This is a genomic window from Streptomyces sp. NBC_00820, assembly GCF_036347055.1.
In the GTDB taxonomy this organism is placed as follows: Bacteria; Actinomycetota; Actinomycetes; order Streptomycetales; family Streptomycetaceae; genus Streptomyces.
Window position 1 is genome coordinate 2760316 of the sequence record NZ_CP108882.1, and the last position, 20775, is coordinate 2781090.

A 20775-nucleotide genomic window follows, 5' to 3' on the forward strand; every position below is an offset into this window, starting at 1 on the left:
CCGAACTCCGGTCCCAGCATGACTGTTGCCCCATCTCGAACGGATGACCTGGGGAGTGGTGTCACCGGGTCCGAGGGGTGCCGTTGAAGACCCTCATCAGAGGCTCGACCACCGCCCGGCCGGGCGCCATGCCCGGCATCCTGCGGGCAGCACGCCTGCATGACGTGGATGCGCGCGAACGGGCCCACCGCCGAGGCCGGCACCGGATCAAACCATGTGGGGAGGGCAGGGTGATCGATATCGGCGAGGTGGGCGGCTTCCTCAGCCTGGACGTCGGGAAGGGTACGCATCACAGCCCCCGGCCTGCGCCCCCGCAGGGAAGAAGGTCTTCGACAAGCTGCGAACCAAGTTCGGCACCGTGCTGGTGGTCGTGGACCAGCCCACGTCCATCGGCGCCCTACCCCTCACCGTCGCCCGCGAGACAGACCGCCAGGTCGCGTACCTGCCCAGACTCGCCATGTGGCGGATCGCCGACCTCTACTCCAGCAAGGCCAAGACCGACGCCAAAAACACGGCCGTCATGTGGGGCCATTGAAGGTCACCGTCGACAGATCCGCTCGCCCAGCGCCTCCAGGTCAACGGCGCGCACCGACCGCAGCCGGAAGTACCGGCGCTCCAAGTCAGCCGGTCCGGTGTCCAGGCCGGGGATTTGGCTCGTAGCGTGGGCCGAGCCGTCGGTAGCCGGACGGCCAGAACGCTCCGTTCGATGTGGCACCGCTGTGGATTGAAGTGGCGGCCGCGGGGGCGCGTCCCGTTTCCATGGAGCTCGCCTCTCCGAGAGACGCATTACTGAGCGTCACAGATTGGGCGCCCGACCTCAAGCCGAACCCTGAGGCATCTGCGCCCTCCACCTATACGAACCAGCTGCCGATCCCACTCCCCGTCAGCCACCCCATGCGGATGAACGGTCGGAATGCAGGCCCTGGGGTAGGCCCGGCGATGCCGTGGCGAGGTGCAGGCGATGCGTCCACTGGGGCAGGATGGAGGCCTCTGCCTGGTGTTTCCAGCGTGGTCTGGACTCACCCATGGCTACGGTGTGTGACCATCCAGCCAGCGGGTCACCCCCCTACCGCACCCCATACGCACTACGGCTCCGAGAAGAAGGCAGAACGCAGGAGCTTGCGGGAGCGCTCCTCCCACACCAACCTGCTGCCCGCTCCCGTACGCGGCGGTCTCTGGAGCCAGTCCCGAGAAACAGGCCTCCATCGTCGCGGCAGCCGGAAGCTCTGGAGTCGCCGGATCGGACGATCATCGTTCGTTGTGGTTGACGGCTATGGCGCCGTCGGCCAAGAGGGAGCCCTTGATCAGGCCCGCGTTCTACCGATGGACCGGAGTGGCCTTATATTCCGTTGGTGTACTTCTGCTACGTCGATGACTCCGGCGCCGATCAAGGCCGCACCCTTACGGGCCTGCTGGTCCCCGAAGTGGGCTGGAGCGACCTGCTCCACCACTGGCTTGAGGGGCGCCGCAAGCTGGAGCAGACGTGGGGCGTCCTCAAGAACACGGAGCTGCACGCCGTCCATCTGGTGAAGGGGCGTGGACGACCGTGTGCCACCGAGGAGCAGAACAAGAACTTCAGCCGGCAGGCACGGATCGCTGCTCACGATTTGATGATCAAGCATCTTGCCAAGTGCGAGAGTGTTCGCGTCCTCACTGTTGCTGGGGGCACGACCCGGATAGCCGCGGTGTACCGGTTGTTCGTGAGCCACCTTGAGGCCTGGGCGCTGGAGCAGGACACTCGAGTGGTGATCATGTTCGATGGTCAGTCTGGTCCTGACGAGGCGGAAGAAATGGGGCAGGATGCGGCCCGGGAGGCCTGGAAGCAGGCCATTCGTGGCGCCAAGCCGTACCGCGAAGCTCACCGCAGCCTGCCGTTGGCCTCCCGCCGGATCCTTGAAGATCCGATCATGCAGGACAGCAGATACAGCCAGTTCATCCAGGCCGCCGACCTGGTTGGATATGCCGCGTTCCACCATCTGATGCTTGAGCGTCCTGAGGCGTGGCCCAAGCTGACCCCGATGGGTTTCATGTCGAAGGCGTACAAGCGACTCGCCCAGCACTGGCTTCCTGGGCACGGAACCGACGGCATCGTCTGGGTTGACTCGGACACCGACAGCTGGCACTGAAACGCAGAAACCCCCGGAGAAACCGGGGGCCCACGAGAGCAAGACCCCCTGGGTATCCTCACTTGGATACATAGGGCCTTGCAGATTGAAGAATGTCAGAGCCAGCCAAGAATGGCAACAGGGCGCGACGGCTAAGTAGCCCAGGACTGCAGAAAATGGCAGGTCAGAGCGCTCTTGTACCCAGCGGCACCTCATTCGCATCGGGCCGCCTCCCCCGGTAAAGGCGGCCTGCCGGGTCGCTGGGTTATAGGTACACGGCGCCGCAGGCGACGATCGTGGCGGGTCCGGTCAGCTTCATGGAGCCGTCGGTGAGGGCGGCTATGCGGAGCTGCCCACCGGGCATGGCGACGGTGTAGGTGCCGGTCGGGGATCCGGCGTGGAGGGCAGCGACAGCGGCGCAGGCGCCGGTGCCGCAGGCGCGGGTTTCTCCGACGCCGCGCTCGTGAACACGAAGAGCGAGATGGTCTGCGCTATGGCGGACGACGAATTCGACGGTGACGCCGTGGGGGTATGCAGTGGTCGGCGTGACCAGGGGCGGCGAGGTGAGATCGCCGGGTTGGGTGAGATCGTCGACAAAGGCGACTGCATGCGGGTTGCCCATGTCGACGTGCAGTGCCGGCCATGAGCGACCGCTGGCGGTGACGGTGAGTCCTGTGGGGCCGGGCAGGAGGGGCTGGCCCATGTCGACGGTGACGGGTCCGTCGAAGGTGGCGGTGCGGTGGCTTATGTGGACGCTGCGGATTCCGGCGCGGGTGGCGAGGGTCAGGATGCCGGGAGGGCAGTGTCCGGCATCGACGAGGTAGCGGGCCAGGACGCGGATGCCGTTGCCGCACATCTGGCCGAGGGTGCCGTCGGCGTTGCGGTAGTCCATGAACCAGTCCGCGCTGTCGGCCATGGTGGATGCCTCTAGATGGGTGGCGCAGCGTACGGCGCGCAGGATGCCGTCGGCGCCGAGGCCGGTGCGGCGGTCGCACAGTCGCACTACGTCCTGGGCGGACAGGCTGAGGCGATCGTCGGGGTCGGGGAGGATGATGAAGTCGTTGCCGGCGCCGTGGCCCTTGACGAAGGGCTGAGGGGTGGGACGCGCAGCGCGGGTGGTCATGAGCGGAAGGTTTCTCCTGCCTCGATGCGCAGCCAGGCGACCTGGCCGGTGTCGGTGTCGGTGAGTCCGAAGTCGAAGCCCTGGGCGAGGAGGGCGAGCAGTTGCTCCCAATGGCGCTGCAGGGCCTCGGTGATGTCGACTTCGATCCGGACGGCGCCGAGCTCACGGACGACGCGTGCGGGAACGCCGGCGAGGGTCGTGAGCTCCGAGCTGACGTGGTGGATTGCGGCCTGCTGGGGGTCGTTGGCCACTGCGGCTCGCATTCGCTGGGTATCACAATGAGCACTTCTAGTTCACTAGCTTTCATCTGGTGGACTAGATTGTCAATGCGTACTGATCACACAAGCGCGCAAGGAGCGCCATGGCTGATGCCAGCTCACCCGGCGCGCCGTACCTGCGGGTTGCGGCCGCTGTCCGGGCCCGCATCGCGGAGGGGACTTGGGTCCCAGGCGACCGGCTGCCGTCCCGAGGGGAGTTGGGCAGAGAGTTCGGTGTCGGGGAGAACGTCGTACGCCGTGCGCAGGAGCTGCTGATCTCCGAAGGTGCACTTGAGGGTCGGGCCGGTTCGGGCACCTATGTTCGGGAGCCGGTCGTCCGCCGCACGCTGCATCGCACCTCCCTGCCCGGGCAGGGAGCAGGCGGCATCGCGCCGGCCGGCTTCACCGGTACGTGGGAAGCCGACTCCACTGCGAAGGTGCCAGCTCCGCCGGCCATTGCCGCCAGGCTGGGCGTGGAGCCGGGCGACCTGTGCGTGCGGACGGTCTACGAGTTCCTCGCCAACCGCCAACCGGTGATGCTGGCCACCAGCTGGGAGCCCATGGCAATCACCGGCGGCACTGTGGTGGTCCTGCCCGAGGGCGGCCCCTTCGCGGGCACCGGCGTGGTCGCACGCATGACACACCTGGGTATCACCGTCACCCGCGTCGTCGAGCAGCCTCGCCCGGCCCAGGCCGACCGCAGTCAGGCTCACCTGCTCGGCATCGCCACCGGTGCTCAGGCCATGCTCATCGAACGCACCCACTACGACACAGACGGCCGGTCCGTGGAGACAGCGGACATCCTCGTCCCCGCCGACCGCTGGAACATCGAGTACGCCATCGCCCTGACACCGGGCGGCTGAGCACCCAGCCGCACGCCGGCCGGGGGACGACGAGACATCGGGCGGCGGCCGACCGTCCGCACAAGGGGGAGGACTTGAATGCCGGAGAAGCGCCGCGACCCGCTGACGAGGATCACGGACGCACTTGGCTCGCCGGTGCTGGGCACGCTCATCGGGATCGCCGGTCTCGTCACGCCGGTGATCGGCTGGGCTGTCGAGCGTGTCAACCTCAAAGTGCTCCTCCTCGTTCAGGCCGTGCTCATCCTGGTCCTGGCCGCCGGCCATCTGTGGACGCGCCGGGCCTACATCCACCTGCGCCGAGCCAATAACCTCAAGGGCATGGACGACGCCCGGTACTACGACCTGGTCCGTGCCCAACTGGAGCGCGAACTCATCTCCGACTACGGCGACATCGCAGACGGACACCTGCGCGTCTACGCCAGCGAAGTCCCCCGCCTCTCTGCCCTGCTGGTCACCACACTCACCGACGCGGCCTCCGAACCCCAGCGGATCCTCGCCGCCGACCTGACCACCAACCCCCACCTGCTGACCCAGCGCCGCGAATACTTCGCAGCCAACCGCCGCTTCACCGAAAACGGCGGCACCATCAACCGCCTCTTCATCGTCTACCGCCACGACCTGCTCAAGCAGGACTTCGCCCAGGCACTGCTGAAACTCATCGACCGCCACCGCGACATCGGCGTCACCTGCGGCCTCGCCGTCCGCGACCAGCTGCGCGCCGACGAAGCCGTCGACTACGTCGTCTTCGCCCACGGCGCCGTCCTGGTCGAAGAGGAGCAGGGCGACGCCGACTACACCCGCGGCCGCAGCTCGGTGTACTTCAAGGGCATCGACCGCTGGCACAACCGCTTCAACAACGTATGGGGCAACGGCGCCGACTCCGCCCCCCGCACCCTCCAGGCCTACGAAGCCATCGTCCGCCCCCTGCTGGACGCCGGCACCTGGGACGAACAGCGCGCCGCCCGAACCATCGACGCACTGTAGAAACTCGTACCTCTGTGGCCTCCGCCTCTCTTGAGGCGGAGGCCACAGGCGTATACAGACCTTCCCGGTCTAGTTGACTAGATGTACCTTGCGTGACGACCATGCACGGGATTAGCCCGCCCCTCTGCCGTCCGTACGGAAACGCCATGCTGCTCGCCTTAGCCGTCATCACCGCCGGCGTCGCACTGCGCCAAGTCGACCGCTGGCGCTTCGCTCGTCGGCGACCTCACGCCGCCGACGCCGCCCACCTCATAGCCCTCCAACGCACCCAAGCCAACAACCTCACCCCGCTCCTGCTGCTGATCGGACAGTGGGTGCAGATCACCGGCTGGTGGCTCCTCGCTGCTCACAGCACCCCTCTCACGGCCCTCTCAGCGGTCGCGGTCGCCGTGCACTTCCGCCATCTCCAAGAGATCAGTCACTTCGCCGTGCACGGCGTCCTCGCCCGCACCGCCCCCGCCAACCAACTGCTCGCCGAGACCTTCGCCCACCACCCCCTCGGGCTGGGGCCAGTCCTGGCACGCCGTCGCCGGCATGTGCGTGACCACCACCCCAACGCCACCCTGGCCAGCGATCCCAACCTCACCGAACTTCGCCAGGCCGGGCTGCACCCCGGCACCAGCGGCCTCACCTATACAGCCGCGCTGATCCACCCGCTCACACCGCGTGGCATCCTCGCCACGGCCACCGGCATCGGCATGCACCTGCGCGGCCCAGGAGTCTGGCATCGCACCACCGCCGTTGTCGCCCTGCCCGCAGCCGCGTACCTGGTCGGCGGTTGGCCCGTCCTCCTGGGCGGCTTCCTCATCCCGCGACTGCTGCTGTATCCGCAGCTCGCCTGGATGTCCCTGCTGGTCGAACACACCTGGTTCGACCCCGAGCACCGCACCGGTACCCCCGCACAGATCGAAGCGGGCCGGTGTCTGCGCTTGTACCCAGACAGCGGCGCACTGGCCATGGTTGCCGCTGGCACGTGGCTCCCGTACGGCGACCTGCACCACTACGCACACTCCGCCCATCCCTCAGTGCGCTGGAACTATCTGCCTGCTCTCGAAAGCCATCTTGCCCCACCGCACTTCACCCCTGACGGTCTCCTCATCGGCACCACCACCGTCACCCGACGCCACCACCGCGCCCTCAACACCCCTGCCGAAACAGCACACCCAGCAATCATCTGACCAGTGCAAGCTGCGGCTCCCGACCCGCCAGGTGTCCGGGGCCGTGACACACATCGCGCTCCGGACGCTCCGTGACCACGCGGCCTGCCAACTGCTGGGGGATCTCATCGTTGCGGAACTATCCACAATCACGGATACAACCGGCATCCTGCACGCGTGGGGGGCTGAGTGGCTCCGACGCTATTGCCCTGGCTCGGAGGGCTCCACAGTGGGCTGGCCAGGGCCGCTTGTCAGTGGGCGCCTTTATCCTCGCTCCTTAAGGCTAGGACGGTTCTGAACCGGAGGCATGATGATCAGGGATTCACGCCGTGTGCAGACAGCGGTGCTCGACAACGCTGACTCCGAGGAGCCGGTCGAACTTCCCATCGAGGCAGTCGACCTGGAGCTGTTTCGCCAGGCTCACCCAGGGCGCACTTTCTGGTGCGGGGTGTGGTTGGGCGGTTGTGGAGGACGGCTGACGACGAGGCTCTACACCGAAAAGGTCTGCCACTTCGCGCATGTGCCAGACCCGGAATCTCCTGACTCCCCATGCCGCAGAACAGATTCGAGGGCGTCTGGATCGGGCAGCGCCGACCACCTCTATGTCAAGGCCGCCTTGGCTGACTGGATGGCCCGTCACAATCTCAGCGGACACACTCGTATTCTGCGGGACGTGCCCGGCGAGATGAGGGTGGGTGCACAGGTCACCGCAGAGCCGACAGGCCACGAACCCCTGCACTTCATCTTGGACGACTCCGCGCTGCCCTCCCCTGGTGAGTTCGACGGTGGCACGGTGTTCGGTCCGGACGTCACGCCTGATGCACGCCTTCTGCGCGAACAGGGCTACGTGCATCGGGTGCGCTGTGTGCCTGACGGGGCGCACCGCAAGGTACAGATCGGCACGCATGGCAGCGACGGCTCACAGGACTGGTACGACTTCACCGCAGATAACGTGCAGCTGACTCCTGAAGGTCTGTCCACGCCTGCGGTCAGGGCGATTCGGCGCCGGCTCAGCCGCACCATGCCGATCGATGTGCCCACACACGACTTCACCGCGAAGACCACCACCGCGGCCCGACCGGTCACCCCCGTGTCGGACAATCCCGCAGACCGTACCGAACTAGCGGAAGCACTGCGTAAGGCTCTAGCTGACCGCGCAAGCGTGACCCCCCTGCAGCGCTGCCTGGACCGACTGGATGCCGCCACGCGGCAGGGAGTCACCGCCGACGAGAACGAATTGATTCAGCAGGCGTCCGACGTGCTGTTGCGCCTACGCCGCGAGGTAGGCGTTCCGGCACCCGAATCTGCAGCCCGTCCCCACCCCAAGAGGCCGACTCCCCTCATCCCCGCACCCGCCGCAGCTCCCGCTGAGAAACCACACCATGGCCCGGAGAAGAAGGGGCCTCGTAATGAGCGGCAGGCCCGTCGTGCGGCGGTCCGTCGGGCGAGAAACACCCTCGACCGGCTCACCCAGCGTGTGCCCCTCAGCTATGCCGAAATGCAGCAGATGGGACGGGACCTCGCTACAGCGCTGGATACCGCGGGAGACAAGCTGCCGCCCAGCGAATATCGCAAGGCACAAACCTGGATCGAGCATCTGTCCCAGCCCGAAGCCGTCCCTAACCGCGTCGACAACGCGTCAACGCCAGACCGCCTGCATTCTGCCAGTAGCGCCGTTCGCGGGGCGCACAGCTAAGGCAGGATTCGTGCGGCGATTACCTCACGGCCGATGTGAGGCCGGCGCACGCCGGGGAAGCGACGCAGAGACGTCTGCCCGGCCTACGCGAGCGCACCGCCGGCCGCTCGTCGCGATGGTCTCAGCCCTATGCCCAATGTCTACTGTCACCCACGACCGATGACACCCTTGAGTAACGGGAGCCTGCCGGCCGGCTCTCCGCTTATTCGATCGAGCATCGGGCAACCCACCTCGTGAAAGCGCGAGGCTAACGGGGTATCGAGCGCCGACAGCTCGTGGCCCTGTGTTCTGTGACGGGCCGGGCCAGGGGTGCCCCGGCCCGTCACGTCAGTGCCCCACGGATGACCAGCCGCGCTTACGGGCACTTACGTTGGGCGGGGATCAGGCCACCGAGAACCTATAGCTCACGGCAGTGCCGTCGCGGTATCCCGTGTCCAGCTTGACTGTCGTGCCGTCGCACGCCTTCCAGGATCGAGAGTAGGTTCCGATGCTGATGGCCGCAGTGATGCATTTGCCGTCTGTTGCCACCGTGTCCTGGAGATTCCCGTTGACTGCTCGTTGTGAAGTGCGGGAACACACGTCGACCACGAGTTTACCGCCGGCAGGGGTCTGCGTTGCCCAACCGCACGTGGATTCGGGTGTTTCCCATTCGAGGAGTTCGGTTCCCTCCTCGTCATCGTCCGCCGGGTCAGGGTCAGAGGAGACAACGTCCGGCGGATTCGTCCCCGAGGTGGAAAGGGGTTCGCTGGGTATTTGAGGTCCCAGCACCGCATTGTCGTTCGGTCGACCATCGGAGAGAACCTCCGGGGCCTCTTGAGGTATGGCCGAGGGGTCGATGGTGCCGTCCGACAGGACCCACGACGGTGGCGCGTCCGGGGGAGGCTCTTCTCCGTCTGCCGTTGTGGCGATTGCCACCGCTGTCCCCGCGATGAGAGTGATGGCGGTCAGGCCGCCGACAAAGAACGCTCTCGTTCGTTTCATGGATCGCCCCTCCGTCACGGAATCGGCAGGTAGTGGTAGCCGGACCAGATGGCTCCGCCGTGCCAACCGCCGTTGTTCACATAGCCCTCTGCAAGGGTCCCGTAGTAGCCCTTACCGCAGTAGCCTTTGCCGCCATTCTTGTACGTGACTCGAAGGTCGATCTTGTGCCGGTTCTTCGTGTTGTAGTACCAGTCGGACGTGTAGCAGTGCGTCCATTTCCCCTTAGAGCTGTTCCACTTGTAGAGGTGGACTCTCGTGGCTATGTACCCGCCGGGACGATAGCTGGGGAACGTGCACTGCGCGATGAGGCTCTTCTCCCAGGCCGCAACATCGGACCGGCTGTATCCCTCGCCATAGCGCCCATGGCTTATTTCCGAACGGTTCGCCGTGCAGTCGTAGTCGGTGCGGTACGTCCACCCGCCCTGATACACGTAGTGGGCGGAGGCGGGCGCCGCCGCCATTATCACTGCGCTAAGAGCGGCGCCGAACGTCAGAAGCCACGCGGATCTGATCCGCGTGAGTCTTAAACGGTATCCCACAACTCTCCTTTCTTTTCTATGCCACAGCTTTGCGTAGAATCAGTGACGGCATGCGAGTATCCTGCCCGCCGTTCAAGTGCTAACTGGCCTGGCGGCGATCAGACGCGCTGCGGCTGTGTTTCGGGAGATTGTGCTTGGTGGTGACGGATGAGCCATGCCGTGGAGACCAGAGGGGCCAGCCACAGCATGGCGAGAGTGATCATGTCCACCCAGGGGGTGGCCGAAATGTGCCCGCACCGCTCCTCGGCAATTCCGCCGGCGGTAACAGCAGTGGTGCACTCCTTAGCCCAGAAGGTGAACACGGCGGCGGGTGCGAAGCCGCCTGGAAGGAGGAGGGTTCCGACGATCTTGTCGCGCGTGCGCCATTGACTCGATGTCCATAGCATCAGGACTCCAGTCAGCCAGCCTACGGCGAACAAGAATGCGCCCACCTCGACGAGCAGGACGATCGCCAGAGGTTCCCAATGGTGTCGACGGTTCCGCGATACGGGATCACTCACGAGGCAGACCGTATGCCTGTGAAGATTCTGTGCGGTAGTGCCGTTCTGGCCATCAAAAAGTGGAAGGAATCATTCGATGCCCGCACCCCCTCTGACGCTAGAGGAAAAGGGTGAAACTGTGTGTAATTATGGGGTTTCGCAACCGAGACTGTCGGTTGCGGCAATGGCTCATTCCGCTAGCCTCGACGTTCGCGAGTCCCCGTCGGTTCACTGAGCGTTTTCAGCGTTGCCGCTCCAGGGTGAGGACGGCTTTGGCGATTGACGTCATGCGGTTTGGACTGCATCGGGATCTGCGGAAGATGTGCCAGGACTTCAGGCGGGCGACCCCTCGTTCGACCGGGCCCGTGCCGCGGCCAGGGCCCGGTTGAGGGTCTTCTCCGTGGGGGTGAGTTCCTGCAGGGGCCTGCGTTTGATGCCCGTGGTCAGCCAGGGGCCGCCGCCCTGGTAGGCGAGGTCAGCCAGGATGGGGACGCCCTGGCGCTCGCAGATGCGGATGATCCGGTGGGTGCGGGCGGCGGTCAGGTCGTGAGTTCGGCCCGGCAGCGTGGGTGAGAGCCTCAGCAGCCGGCCATCTGGATCGGTGACCACCTGTACGTTCACGCCGTGCCGGCGGTGCTTGTGGGAGTAGTCGGTCCGTCCGTCGCCGACCCGGTCGCATTCGGCGACGGTGCCGTCCAGCAGGACGAAGTCGAGGTCGGCCTCGCGCAGGACCTTCAGCAGACCCGGCGCTCGTTCGGCAAGCAGATGGATGACCGCGCTGGTGTAGGCGTGGGCGGTGGACTCGCTGATCCCGAACCTTGCAGCGATCTTCGCCAGGGTGATGTGCTCGCGCAGGTACACCAGTGCCACCATCGCGCGCTGGGACGGACGGAGCTTGCAGGCCGGTCGCCCTCGCGGGTGACGATGAGCATGGTGACCCACTCCACGAGCGCATGGGGCAGGTCGAGTGCGGCAGGATAGACGACCAACGAGGCCCCCGAGCAGCGTGATTGAGACGTCAGACATCTCGATCAACAGCCCAGGGGGCTCGCTCGTTGCGGCTCGTGGACCGTCACCTGATCGGTGGCCGCCTCGAAGAAGCTCACTGCCATCGAGGTGTCGGCCGGCCGTCCGGATCCAGCCCATACGGCCACAACCTCGTCAGGGGTGAGAGCCGCGCCAAAAGGGAGCCGCCGTGGTCGGCGAACTGTCGGTACAGGACCTCGGCGCTGTGCCAGTCGCCGTCCTCCTCCCGCAACTGGGCCAGACGCAGCAGGGCTCTGATGTCGCCATGGTCGGCTGCCTGTCGATACCGCCCTGCGGCGCCGTCCCGGTCCCCAAGCTCCTGCCGCAGCTCGGCCAGGCGAACCAGGGTGTCCTGGTTGCCGAGGTCGGTGGCCTGCCGGGCCAAGGACTCGGCGCCGTCCCGGTCCCCGCTCTTCTCCCGCAGCTCGGCCAGGCCCAGCAGGCCGACGCTGTCGCCGTGATCGGCCGCCTGCCGGTACAGGATGGCAGCGCCTTCCCAGTCCCCGGCCGCCTCCCACAGGTCGCCCAGGCGGATTAGGGCGCTGGTGTCGCCGTGGCCAGCGGCCTGCCGAGCCAGGGACTCGGCGCCATCCCGGTCCCCGACCTCCTCCCACAGCTCGACCAGGCGGGCCACGGCATCGGTGTCGCCGAGGTCGGCGGTTTGCTGGTACAGAATCTCGGCGCCGTCCTCGTCCCCCACCTTCTCCCGCAGCTCGGCCAGGCGGAACAAGGCTCTGGTGTCGCCAAGGTCGGCGGCCTGCCGAGCCAGGGACTCGGCGCCATCCCGGTCCCCGACCTTCTGCCGCAGCACGGCCAAGCGGGCCAAGGCTCTGGTGTCGCCGAGGTCGGCGGCTTGCTGGTACAGAATCCCGGCGCCGTCCTCGTCCCCCACCTTCTCCCGCAGCTCGGCCAGGCGGAACAAGGCGAAACTGTCGCCGAGGTCGGCGGCTTGCTGGTACAGAATCCCGGCGCCGTCCCGGTCCCCCGATTCCTCCCTCAGCCTGGCCAGGCGGCAGAAGACGTCGGTATCGCCCAGGTCGGCGGCCTGCCGAGCCAGAGACTCGGCGCCGTCCCAGTCCCCGGCTTTCTCCCGCAGCTCGGCCAGGCGGCGCAGGGCGTCCGTGTTGCCGAGGTGGGCGGCATGTTGGCGAAGGTGGTGAGCCCATTGGAGGCGGTGGCGTCTTTCGGCTGACGTGGCGAGGTCATCCAGATCGTTGTGGTTAGTGAGGTAGGTGTGGGCGGCGTGCCAGAAGGAGGCGGGTGGGCAGACGTGGCGGCGGGTGGTTCGGCCGTGTTGTTCGAGGTAGTCGGCGAGCCGGAACACCGGCCCTGCCGGCTGCGGTGAGGGGGTGCTGTCAGGTGTGAGGGGGCCTGGTCGTCGTTGTGGTCGGGGGTTGATCCGGCGCAGGGGGGCTTGTTTGCCATGGACCTGTTTGGCGAGGTAGGCGTATGCCTGTTCCGCCCAGTCGTCGGTGAGCTGGTCGTAGTCGGTGTCGTGGAGGTAGTCGGAGACGGCGTTGGTGAGGAAGGCCTGCGGCAGGTGCAGGCCTACTCCGAGCCGACGGGCGTCCATCGCCGCTTCCAGCAGGGCACGGACGGTCGGGGGGCCGGTGCGGAAGCGCTCCACGAGTGCGGGGCCTCCGCCCAGGTCCTGTGCTAGCCGCCCGTCGGTACCGACGCGGGTGAGAGCGTCGGCCAGCAGCTGGTCGCCGTTCTCGGCCAAGGCCTTGGCCGCCGCGAGGGCAGGGGCATCGAAGGCATCGGGTAGGCGCAGGATGCGGCCGGCGAGCAGCTCCCGCACCCTGCTGTGCGGATCCGTTGCGCCCGGCAGGGGCAGCACCGTGTACTCCTCGGCGTATTCGGGCCAGAGGGTGCCCAGCACGAGCACCGGCCCACGGTCCGGATCGACGAGCAGCGAGTGGAGAGCCGCCGCGATCCGCTCACCGACCCTGCCGTCGCCTAGGTAGTGCTGGGCCTCGTTCAGCCACACCACCGTCCGCGGGCCGACCCGATGTAGTTCCTCCAACGCGGCCTCGGCCCGGGTCGGGTCGAACGGATGCCACAATCGCCACCCCAATCCACCCAACGCCTGCACGGCCTCCCAGCAGGCCCGTGTCTTGCCCGTCGACGACTCACCGACCAAGACCACCAGCCCACTGCGCCCCTGCCCGGCCGTCCGCACCACCTGAGCCAAGACCTGGTCGTGCTCCCGCTCCACATACCCAGGCAGCACCCGTGCCTCCATCAGGTCGGCCCCCGCGGGGGCGGTACTGGCGGGATGGACCTCCAGCGCGTGCGGATCCCACTGCCCGACCGGCCGCCCCGGCCCCTCCAAACTCTCCCCGGCCACACCTGCGCCGGCTGCGATCCGCTGCAACGCCAGCAGCTCCTCCACCGGCAGCCCAAGCGCCTGGGCAAGGGCCCCCACGGTCGCCTCCGAGGGCGATTGGGCGTCGGTCTGGAACGCTGCGGACACAGTCGTGCGCCCCAGGTCTGCGCGTCTGGCAAGCAGGGTCTTGTTCGACCCTGCCCGGGCCAGCCCGTTCCCCAGCCTTGTGCGCAGCTCGGTCAGGGCCGAGTCCGGCGTATGGGCGGTCTGCTTGTCGTGCACTGCTCCCCCGAGGTGGTGTGTTCGCCGGCGTTCATCTTCGTCCCGGCGAACCACGGCGGACACCGATTCCAGGACGGTCGTTCACGTCATCAGCCCACCTCCCAGAAGGAAGTCAGTCGTGAACGTCGCCGTGCTCCTCCTCGCCACCGCCCTTGTCGTCATCGTCGCCTCGCTCGCCGCCGCCGGCGCGGGCAAACTCGCCCGCCTCGACGGCGCCACCTACCCAACCGCCCTTACCCGTGCCGCCGTCACCTTTGCCGCCGTCATTGCCCTCGCCGCCACCATCGCCGCTGCCTTTGCCGCCCTTTTCGCCTGACTGCACCGGCCTCGGTGCTGATCTCTACGGCGTGCGTTGAACCTTCGGTGGGTTGCGTCCAGGGGAAGTGGTGTACCGGTTCCCACCTGATCCGGGTGTTCGTCCCGGCGTCGGAGTGAGGGTCCCCCGCAGGGGCGGGGCGACACACCGGCCGAGAAGGTCGCCTGGTCAATGTCCGGACTATGCCCGCAGGCGCGGGGCCTAGTGGGCGAGGACGCTGACCACAGCGAGGTCGATCGGACCATCCCGTGGGCACCCGATCAGATCGGACGAAGCGCAATGCGCCTTGATTGAGTCGAGTCTCTCGACGTGCCAGCATTACCGTCCGGCCACAGAGCCGGGAATCGAAGCAGCATGACACCTTCCAGCGGTCACCGAGACGCGATCGGCGCAGGGCCACTGCCTCGCAGGACAGCAGCCCTCGCCAACGCGCCTCACAACCCGCGGCTCTCTTTGCCCGACCCCAAGCCCGCCGAGTTACGAGCGAACCTGCCGCCCACACACCTGGGGACATAGGTGTGCCCCAGAACCATCATCATTCCTTCTCGGAGCGCACGGATCGTCATCATCGGTGCCGTCCTCAAACGCTTGGTGTCGGCTTCGAAGGCAGCCAGCCGACTGCGGTACACGGCACGATCCGCAACAGCGTCCTTCACGTTTTTCAACATTCCGAGGTAGAGGTCCCAGTCCTCGTGCGGCTGCCGGAGCTCGACCACACCGCACTCGACCTCCACCAACCAGCCCGCCTCGGCCGCCAAGTCGCGGGACAGGTTCGCCGCCTCCTCATCAAGCCCGACGCACCGCGCCAGCTCCTCGTCCTCGAAGCGCACCTGATGGCTGTCTTCGCTCCAGTCGTCCACCGTCAGGTCCAGGCGAGCCGCCAACTCGAAGAGGACCACTTTGGACATCTGAGGCAGATCGGCATCCCAAACAGCATCAATGTAGTCCTCGCGGCGATTGGCGTTCGGGAGCGGCGGCCTGTTGGCGCCGCTCTCGCCGCTCGTTCGCTCGTCACGAAGGCCTCGTAGAGCCGCCTGGTAGCTCTCGCCTGTCTCCTTCATGCGGCGTCGCACTTCCCTCTGTCGTGCATGGCGCTTGGTCACTGATCGCTCTCTCAGCACCGACCCCGTGATCCGATGCGTGAACGGATCGAACCTTGCCGTACAGCGAGGATGCGGAGCACCTTCGGGCTTCACCGCTCCCGTTCACGGGCCGAAGGAGCGAAGCCGGGACCGTCGCCGCTGTGCGGTCCGCCGACTTCAACGAGCAGCTTCCCCCCTCGTTACGGTCGCCCTGCGCCCTGTTGCAGACCACGCGCACCCGCCCCGCCGAGATAGGTCTGGCGAGTCCTCGGTCTACCCCAGACCGACGGACGTCGTCGCCGAATGGCTCAGGAGCGCGCTCTGGAGCAATCTGAAGGGGTGAGTAAGAAGCGCGCCCCGATAGTGGTACACGGGCCGTCGTCCACTGGTGGACGACGCGTGACCGCGCGTACGCATGGGCATGACGAGCCGCTTGGGACCGCGTTTTCAGATCATGACTTGATCGTTTTCCTCGAAGCTGCCGGTGTCACCGACCCTGACAGGGTGGTGGATGATCCGGAGTGGGTCGAGTGGGCTGGAGGGCCGGCACACGAGTGGCGGCTGCCGAAATAACACGACATCGCGCTGCCGCGGACCAAGGACGCGCTCAGCGCTGCCGCCGAACCACTCGCCGCATCACACCGAGGGCCGGTCCCAGTGAAGACGGCCGAGCCTGCTGCCACCCCAGGCGGCACAATGCTGCTGTTCTGACCCGCGCACCTTCAGCGCAGCGACCGCCACTCGGCCAGCGGATCGAACCCGAGCAGATTCACTTTGGTCGCCCTCGTCGACGCCTTCGGCGTCCACGCAAGATACGACGGGTAGGGAAGCTCCAGGTGGGCAGCCGGCGGCGAGTCCATATAGTCGGCCTTCGGGCAGCCGTCGACGTGCGGGCACTCCTCGACGACCCGGTTGCAGAATCTGCACAGCAAGCCCCTGACCAGGCCGGTCGCATAGTCGTGGTCGACCATCGCGCCGGGCAGCGCGTGGCACAGGTGGCAGTCGGCGCCCAGCGCCTCAACCAGCGCGGTACGCAGCCTCCGGACCTCCCGGGTCCGGGCCGGGGGCGGCGGCCAGTAGTGGAAGCTCTCGTAGGGGCCGCCGTACCCGTGCCCCTGGCAACGAAGCCCGGCCGGTACCGAATCGAGGGGGACGCCCTCCTCGCCCACTAGGTTCACGAACCACCGCTGGTCGAGGCAGCGGTACTGCTCGTAATCGCCGGCCTGTACTGCTCCCGCGCTCGTGGACCACCAGGAGCAGTCCTGCCGGTGCTCCCAGCCTTGCTCGACCAACAGCTTCTTCGAGCAGTGCATTTGGTCGCCGCTCATCAGGTGGTAGCGGCCGTCGTCGCCGAGGACAGCCATTCTCGGTGAATCCGGCACCGGCGCGCTGGTCAGGCGGCACGGCGTCCCCGCAGCCTCCCTCACCATCTGGTCCACTCCCCAGACGCCGAAATGCGCGTTGTCCCACAGCAGCTTCGCCCGACGGTAGGGCGGCAGATCGTCCAGGGTTGCCATGAGACACATCGTGCCGGACAGCACTGACAAGGAGGAGCTGGCCAGGGGTGCCACTTTGGGGGCAGCACCGGTTGGTTCCGATACTCCGCGGACTCCCCGCCCCTCACCTGCTGCACCGTGCCCTCATTCCACCTTTGATGCGAATCGCTCAACCTCGCCCTGCACTCGCAAGTCGCGCTTGGTCGACTCTGGGCTGTTGATCGCCGAGTCGGCCCTCCGGCCCACTGGCGGGGCCTTGCGGTGTCGGAGCGAGCGGGACAGATGGCACTGCGGACGGCAGTGTCAGTCCGCGTTCGTACAGTTACTCAATGACAGAGGTGCGCAGACGGGGGACCTCGGTGTCACCAGCAAGAAGCACAAGGAGTCATGTGCGAGCCGACTTCACCGAGCGGACACGACGGCTGCTCGCGCAACGGGCGGCCTTCCGCTGTTCGAACCCTCAGTGCGGGGCGCTGACAATCGGACCCGGGGCCGGCCACGATGGCATCTCAGATACAGGAACGGCTTCCCACATTTTCGCCGCTGCGCCGGGAGGGCCCCGTGGAACCGGCGGCCTGTCTATGCAAGAGCGGTCCGACATATCCAACGGAATCTGGATGTGCGCAACATGCGGGCGCCTGATCGACGCGAACGCAGGAAACCGTTATTCGGCGTCACTCCTCCGCAGTTGGAAGGACCTGCACGAGCACCGGATCCGCCTTGACCAAGCTGGACAAACGCAGCCATTTGGCTGGGTTCAGTCCCTTGAGGTCGTCAGCCATTACGTCCTACCACCAGGAGTGATTCAACTTTCAAAACTGAACCTTCTGTTCGGGATGAACGATTCGGGCAAGACGCGTCTTCTCTATATGCTGAGATCGCTGACTTCGCCACATTTATTGATGGGCAGCCCGTATCCAGCAGACCTCTCATGCTCCATTACCTGGTTCGATCCAGCACTCCGTAAGGCAGAGGTGAGAGTCCAGGGCGAAATACTTGACTATCAGGTCGATGGAAAGAGAGCCCCCCTACCTCCTCGCCCGTACAGGGTACTTACATTTAGCGAGGACATCTCTCGTCGGGAGGACTTCCGTTCAGGCGGGACCACCGTGTCTGGGATAGCTGAATTTCTTGGCATCGATCCCTGGACTGTACGGACAGTGATCGACAACATGCCCGCTTTACTTCCGGATGCTATAGCCGATGTCGCCGTGGACGGTGACTACGTATGGATTGATCACCGGAGAGGTTCATGGGGAGGGAAAGGCGACGAAGACCGGTGGGCCCCGTGGTACTACGCACTCGCAGTATTTGCAGAATTGCAGGCACGCATGGAGCCGACAATTCTCGTGCTGGACCAACCGTTCCTATATATGCATCACCGACCGCAGTTGAAAATTATGGAGCTGTTCGAGTCGACAGCCTGGACCTTCCAAGTCATCTTGGCAGAGCACAGCCCTGTCGCGTACGAGCGGCGGATTCACGGCTGGAGCGCGACGGTGCTCGTTCAGACACCGGGGCTCAGGTCCCGCATCTCGCAGGATGAAGCAGACCTGGAGCGCCTCGGAGGCGACTAGAGCGCTTACCTCCGATCACTGCGCCGACCAGATCAAGATGGCGGCAAGGTGGAGTCCTGCGAGGTAGATGGTGGCGGTCTTGTCGTATCGGGTGGCCCCACCTCCGCTTGAGGGTGAAGCGGTAGCACGCGTGCGGTGAGGCAGGGCCCGTCCAGCGAGATCTGGAAGGGCCCTGCCTGGCCTTGCCGGGACCATTAACCCTTGCTGATCACGAGCCCTGCCATCGCGGCGCTCAATGTGAGACAGGCTCCGAACGCCGTGCCAGCCTTCAGCAGGACAGCCGGAAGAGGGTTGCCGCCGAGGTGGTGCAGCACGCCCGTGATCCCTCCGCAGATCACGGCCGTTTCCACGGCTACCACCCCGCTCAACACCCAGATGACGACGTACTCGTATGACACCTGCAGCCCTCCTCCGTAGTTGTCCGGCCCCACCTTCCACCTGTGATCGACACTCCTTGTTCACCATGCACAATGGTGAACAGAGGTGAACAAGGAGATCGGGGGAGGGTGCGTGACGAGCGACCCGCTGGCTGAACTGGGTCAGCGCCTAACTGACTTGCGTGCGATGAGCGGCTGGAACGTCAATCAGCTCGTCGCTAGGTGCGATTCTTTGGGGCGGACAGTGATCAGCAACGCACTGAATGCCCGTAAGGGCCGGAAAGTCCCATCTGCGGACACGGTCGTTAGGATCTGCCGGGCTCTCGGCGCAGACTCAACTCCGCTGCTTGACCTGCTCAGGCAGGCCAAGGAGGATCGGCGGACTCCGCCCCCCGGGCCGCGAGCAGAGGACCGGAGCCGGCAGTTCGCCCGAGAACCCAGCTCTGAGGTGTATGTTGCCGCCGACACTTCAGGCCGGTTCGACCCGCTACGACGTGAGAATCTGGAACGTTCAGTGCAGTGGGCGCTGGAAAGTGCTCCACCCGTCCCGCTCGCCTCGTTCCCCGCGGCGCCGATTGAAGGTCTGTACGCCCTGTACTACGTGGGGTCGCACTCGCTCTATCACCCGGTGTCCTCACCGGCTTGCGCGGTTCCGATCTATGTCGGCAAGTCCGTGCCGGGTGGGAGGTCTCGTAGCGGGGCGGTCGTCCGGGGTTCCATGAATCGCCGGCTGCGCACCCATCAGCGATCGCTCGAGTACGTCCACGACCTTGATGTCCAGGACTTCCTGGTGCGGTATCTCCCAGTAGACGAAATCTGGACGATCGGCCCTGAGGGGCTCATGATCGGTGATCACCGACCGGTCTGGAACGTCGTCGCCGAAGGCTTCGGGGCCCACATGCCGGGGAGTGCTCGGGCGACGGCGCCTCGAACGCTCTGGGATGAACTGCATCCGGGGAGGCCGCAGGCCGAACACCAGAGGGACGCCAGGTTGAGCCGCGCCGAGCTGCAACGGGCGGTGCAGCAGCACTTCGCTCGCATGGCAGATGACTGACGTCCCTATATCAGAACTCAGCCGGCGTCCTGGCTGTCCCGCGCGACGCCGGAGCCCCATCGCACCGCAGGAGACGGTGCCACCAGGCGGAAGGCTCTTGTTCGGAGCCGCGCCCCCGGCCTTCCCCGCGATCAGACACCGACCCTGATCGCGGGGAACACGCACTCGCTAGATGTCGGTCCGCATGAGGACGATGAACCGAAGGTCCAGGTTACGAAGCGGCGCCAAGGCGTGAATCTTGACGCTCACCTGCTGATCACGATGCGCAGGGAGACGGAGCCGGCGCACATGCCCGTCTGGATGGATGATCGCTTCCTTGTCGGCCCAGAGTTCCCGTGCATCCTGGTTGCCAGCCAGGATGTCGTCCTTCAAACGGCGCAGGCCTTCGTCATCTGGATGACGGCCTGAGGCGACGCGAATTTGGGCAAGGAATGGACGCGCCCAGTCTTCCTTCCAATTGACCAACTGCTCGCGCGCTTCAGGGTAGAGAAATGCCCATCGCATGAGATTCGGCTCGTATGGCATCCACGGGAACCACTCCTCTTGAGGCTCATTGTGAGCAATGATGTCCCAGCTGATGTTCGAGAGGTAGGCCGGGTGAGGCAACATCCCGTTCAGCAGCTTCTGCATGTCCTCGTCCACAGCGACATCCGCGGATAGACCGAAGGGCGGCGGGGAGTACCCCAGGGAGAGCTGGAAGAGCATGACTCGTTCACTCTCGGACAGGCGCAGCGTCAACGCCACGCGCTGCAGAAATTCCGGAGAGAAGTCGGCATTCCTCCCCTTCTCCAATGCCCTGTACCACGTCAGGCTGACGCCAGTCAGCATGGCAACTTCGGCTTGAGTCAGGCCAGGCTTCAGGCGTCGCCGGCCTGTATCAACACCGAGAATCCGACGCGGGTCAAGCCGCTGACGCCAGAAGGCGAGCAGGTTACCCAACTCGTCGAGCCGGTCCTTCTCCGAAGAGAGAGGCTCCTCACACACGCACACGACCCCTCACTCGCGCTCAACCCTCTTGAACTCACAGACAGTGAAGGCGTATGCACAAGCAC

At 65.9% G+C, this 20775-nt stretch carries 18 protein-coding genes and 3 pseudogenes; 10 read left to right on the forward strand and 11 right to left on the reverse strand.

Annotated features, from left to right (window positions below; translation table 11 throughout):
* Positions 1-230 precede the first annotated feature (230 nt).
* Together OIB37_RS12605 and OIB37_RS12610 are read left to right on the forward strand one after the other, a co-directional pair.
* Positions 231-523, forward strand: a pseudogene (locus OIB37_RS12605) (IS110 family transposase); the annotation flags it as partial.
* Between the two features lie 829 nt (positions 524-1352).
* The gene (locus OIB37_RS12610; protein ID WP_330457678.1) at positions 1353-2126 is read left to right on the forward strand and encodes a DUF3800 domain-containing protein; all 774 of its coding nucleotides are present in this window, start codon (positions 1353-1355) and stop codon (positions 2124-2126) included.
* Between the two features lie 244 nt (positions 2127-2370).
* On the opposite strand, the gene dapF is transcribed toward OIB37_RS12610, so the two are convergent.
* A complete protein-coding gene (gene dapF / locus OIB37_RS12615; RefSeq protein ID WP_330457679.1) occupies positions 2371-3228 on the reverse strand; it encodes a diaminopimelate epimerase in 858 nt (285 codons plus the stop codon).
* Positions 3225-3491 (reverse strand): hypothetical protein, encoded by a 267-nt coding sequence (locus tag OIB37_RS12620; RefSeq protein WP_330457680.1) that lies wholly within the window; start codon positions 3489-3491, stop codon positions 3225-3227. The genes dapF and OIB37_RS12620 overlap by 4 nt, the downstream gene beginning before the upstream one ends.
* A 98-nt stretch (positions 3492-3589) precedes the next feature.
* Between OIB37_RS12620 and OIB37_RS12625 the strand changes: the two genes are divergently transcribed.
* The 4 genes from OIB37_RS12625 to OIB37_RS12640 all read left to right on the forward strand — a co-directional run bounded on the left by OIB37_RS12625 (position 3590) and on the right by OIB37_RS12640 (position 8185).
* Positions 3590-4348 carry a GntR family transcriptional regulator gene (locus OIB37_RS12625; RefSeq protein WP_330457681.1) on the forward strand — a complete coding sequence of 253 codons (759 nt, stop codon included), beginning with the start codon at positions 3590-3592 and terminating at the stop codon, positions 4346-4348.
* A 78-nt stretch (positions 4349-4426) separates the two neighbouring features.
* A complete protein-coding gene (locus OIB37_RS12630) occupies positions 4427-5332 on the forward strand; it encodes a hypothetical protein (RefSeq protein ID WP_330457682.1) in 906 nt (301 codons plus the stop codon).
* Positions 5333-5478: 146 nt separating this feature from the next.
* Positions 5479-6510: a dihydrouridine synthase gene (locus OIB37_RS12635; RefSeq protein WP_330457683.1), complete on the forward strand. Its 1032-nt coding sequence runs from the start codon at positions 5479-5481 to the stop codon at positions 6508-6510.
* Positions 6511-6820: 310 nt separating this feature from the next.
* Positions 6821-8185 (forward strand): hypothetical protein, encoded by a 1365-nt coding sequence (locus tag OIB37_RS12640; protein ID WP_330457684.1) that lies wholly within the window; start codon positions 6821-6823, stop codon positions 8183-8185.
* Positions 8186-8566: 381 nt separating this feature from the next.
* On the opposite strand, the gene OIB37_RS12645 is transcribed toward OIB37_RS12640, so the two are convergent.
* The 5 genes and pseudogenes from OIB37_RS12645 to OIB37_RS12665 form a co-directional block, all read right to left on the reverse strand.
* On the reverse strand, positions 8567-9166 hold the full coding sequence (locus OIB37_RS12645; protein ID WP_330457685.1) for a hypothetical protein: 600 nt from the start codon (positions 9164-9166) through the stop codon (positions 8567-8569).
* A 14-nt stretch (positions 9167-9180) separates the two neighbouring features.
* Entirely contained in the window at positions 9181-9705 is a 525-nt protein-coding gene (locus OIB37_RS12650; protein ID WP_330457686.1) for a hypothetical protein, read from the reverse strand.
* 98 nt (positions 9706-9803) lie between these two features.
* Entirely contained in the window at positions 9804-10205 is a 402-nt protein-coding gene (locus OIB37_RS12655; RefSeq protein ID WP_330457687.1) for a hypothetical protein, read from the reverse strand.
* A 220-nt stretch (positions 10206-10425) separates the two neighbouring features.
* Positions 10426-11173 (reverse strand): annotated as a pseudogene (locus tag OIB37_RS12660) (transposase family protein).
* Between the two features lie 113 nt (positions 11174-11286).
* Entirely contained in the window at positions 11287-13638 is a 2352-nt protein-coding gene (locus tag OIB37_RS12665; protein WP_330457688.1) for a tetratricopeptide repeat protein, read from the reverse strand.
* A 301-nt stretch (positions 13639-13939) separates the two neighbouring features.
* Between OIB37_RS12665 and OIB37_RS12670 the strand changes: the two genes are divergently transcribed.
* Entirely contained in the window at positions 13940-14137 is a 198-nt protein-coding gene (locus tag OIB37_RS12670) for a hypothetical protein (protein ID WP_330457689.1), read from the forward strand.
* 434 nt (positions 14138-14571) lie between these two features.
* Here the strand turns inward: OIB37_RS12670 and OIB37_RS12675 are convergent, their stop codons facing one another.
* Entirely contained in the window at positions 14572-15198 is a 627-nt protein-coding gene (locus tag OIB37_RS12675; RefSeq protein ID WP_330457690.1) for a hypothetical protein, read from the reverse strand.
* Positions 15199-15941: 743 nt separating this feature from the next.
* On the reverse strand, positions 15942-16736 hold the full coding sequence (locus OIB37_RS12685) for an endonuclease domain-containing protein (RefSeq protein ID WP_330457692.1): 795 nt from the start codon (positions 16734-16736) through the stop codon (positions 15942-15944).
* Positions 16737-17617: 881 nt separating this feature from the next.
* Between OIB37_RS12685 and OIB37_RS12690 the strand changes: the two genes are divergently transcribed.
* Positions 17618-18292: a hypothetical protein gene (locus OIB37_RS12690; RefSeq protein WP_330457693.1), complete on the forward strand. Its 675-nt coding sequence runs from the start codon at positions 17618-17620 to the stop codon at positions 18290-18292.
* Positions 18293-18486: 194 nt separating this feature from the next.
* Here the strand turns inward: OIB37_RS12690 and OIB37_RS12695 are convergent, their stop codons facing one another.
* Positions 18487-18690 (reverse strand): hypothetical protein, encoded by a 204-nt coding sequence (locus OIB37_RS12695; protein ID WP_067167963.1) that lies wholly within the window; start codon positions 18688-18690, stop codon positions 18487-18489.
* A 112-nt stretch (positions 18691-18802) separates the two neighbouring features.
* On the opposite strand from OIB37_RS12695, the pseudogene OIB37_RS36295 reads away from it, so the two are divergent.
* Positions 18803-18994, forward strand: a pseudogene (locus OIB37_RS36295) (helix-turn-helix domain-containing protein); the annotation flags it as partial.
* 189 nt (positions 18995-19183) lie between these two features.
* On the forward strand, positions 19184-19723 hold the full coding sequence (locus OIB37_RS12700) for an Eco29kI family restriction endonuclease (RefSeq protein WP_330457694.1): 540 nt from the start codon (positions 19184-19186) through the stop codon (positions 19721-19723).
* A 168-nt stretch (positions 19724-19891) separates the two neighbouring features.
* Here OIB37_RS12700 and OIB37_RS12705 read toward each other — a convergent pair whose 3' ends face one another.
* Positions 19892-20707 (reverse strand): MmyB family transcriptional regulator, encoded by an 816-nt coding sequence (locus OIB37_RS12705; RefSeq protein ID WP_330457695.1) that lies wholly within the window; start codon positions 20705-20707, stop codon positions 19892-19894.
* Positions 20708-20775 lie beyond the last annotated feature (68 nt).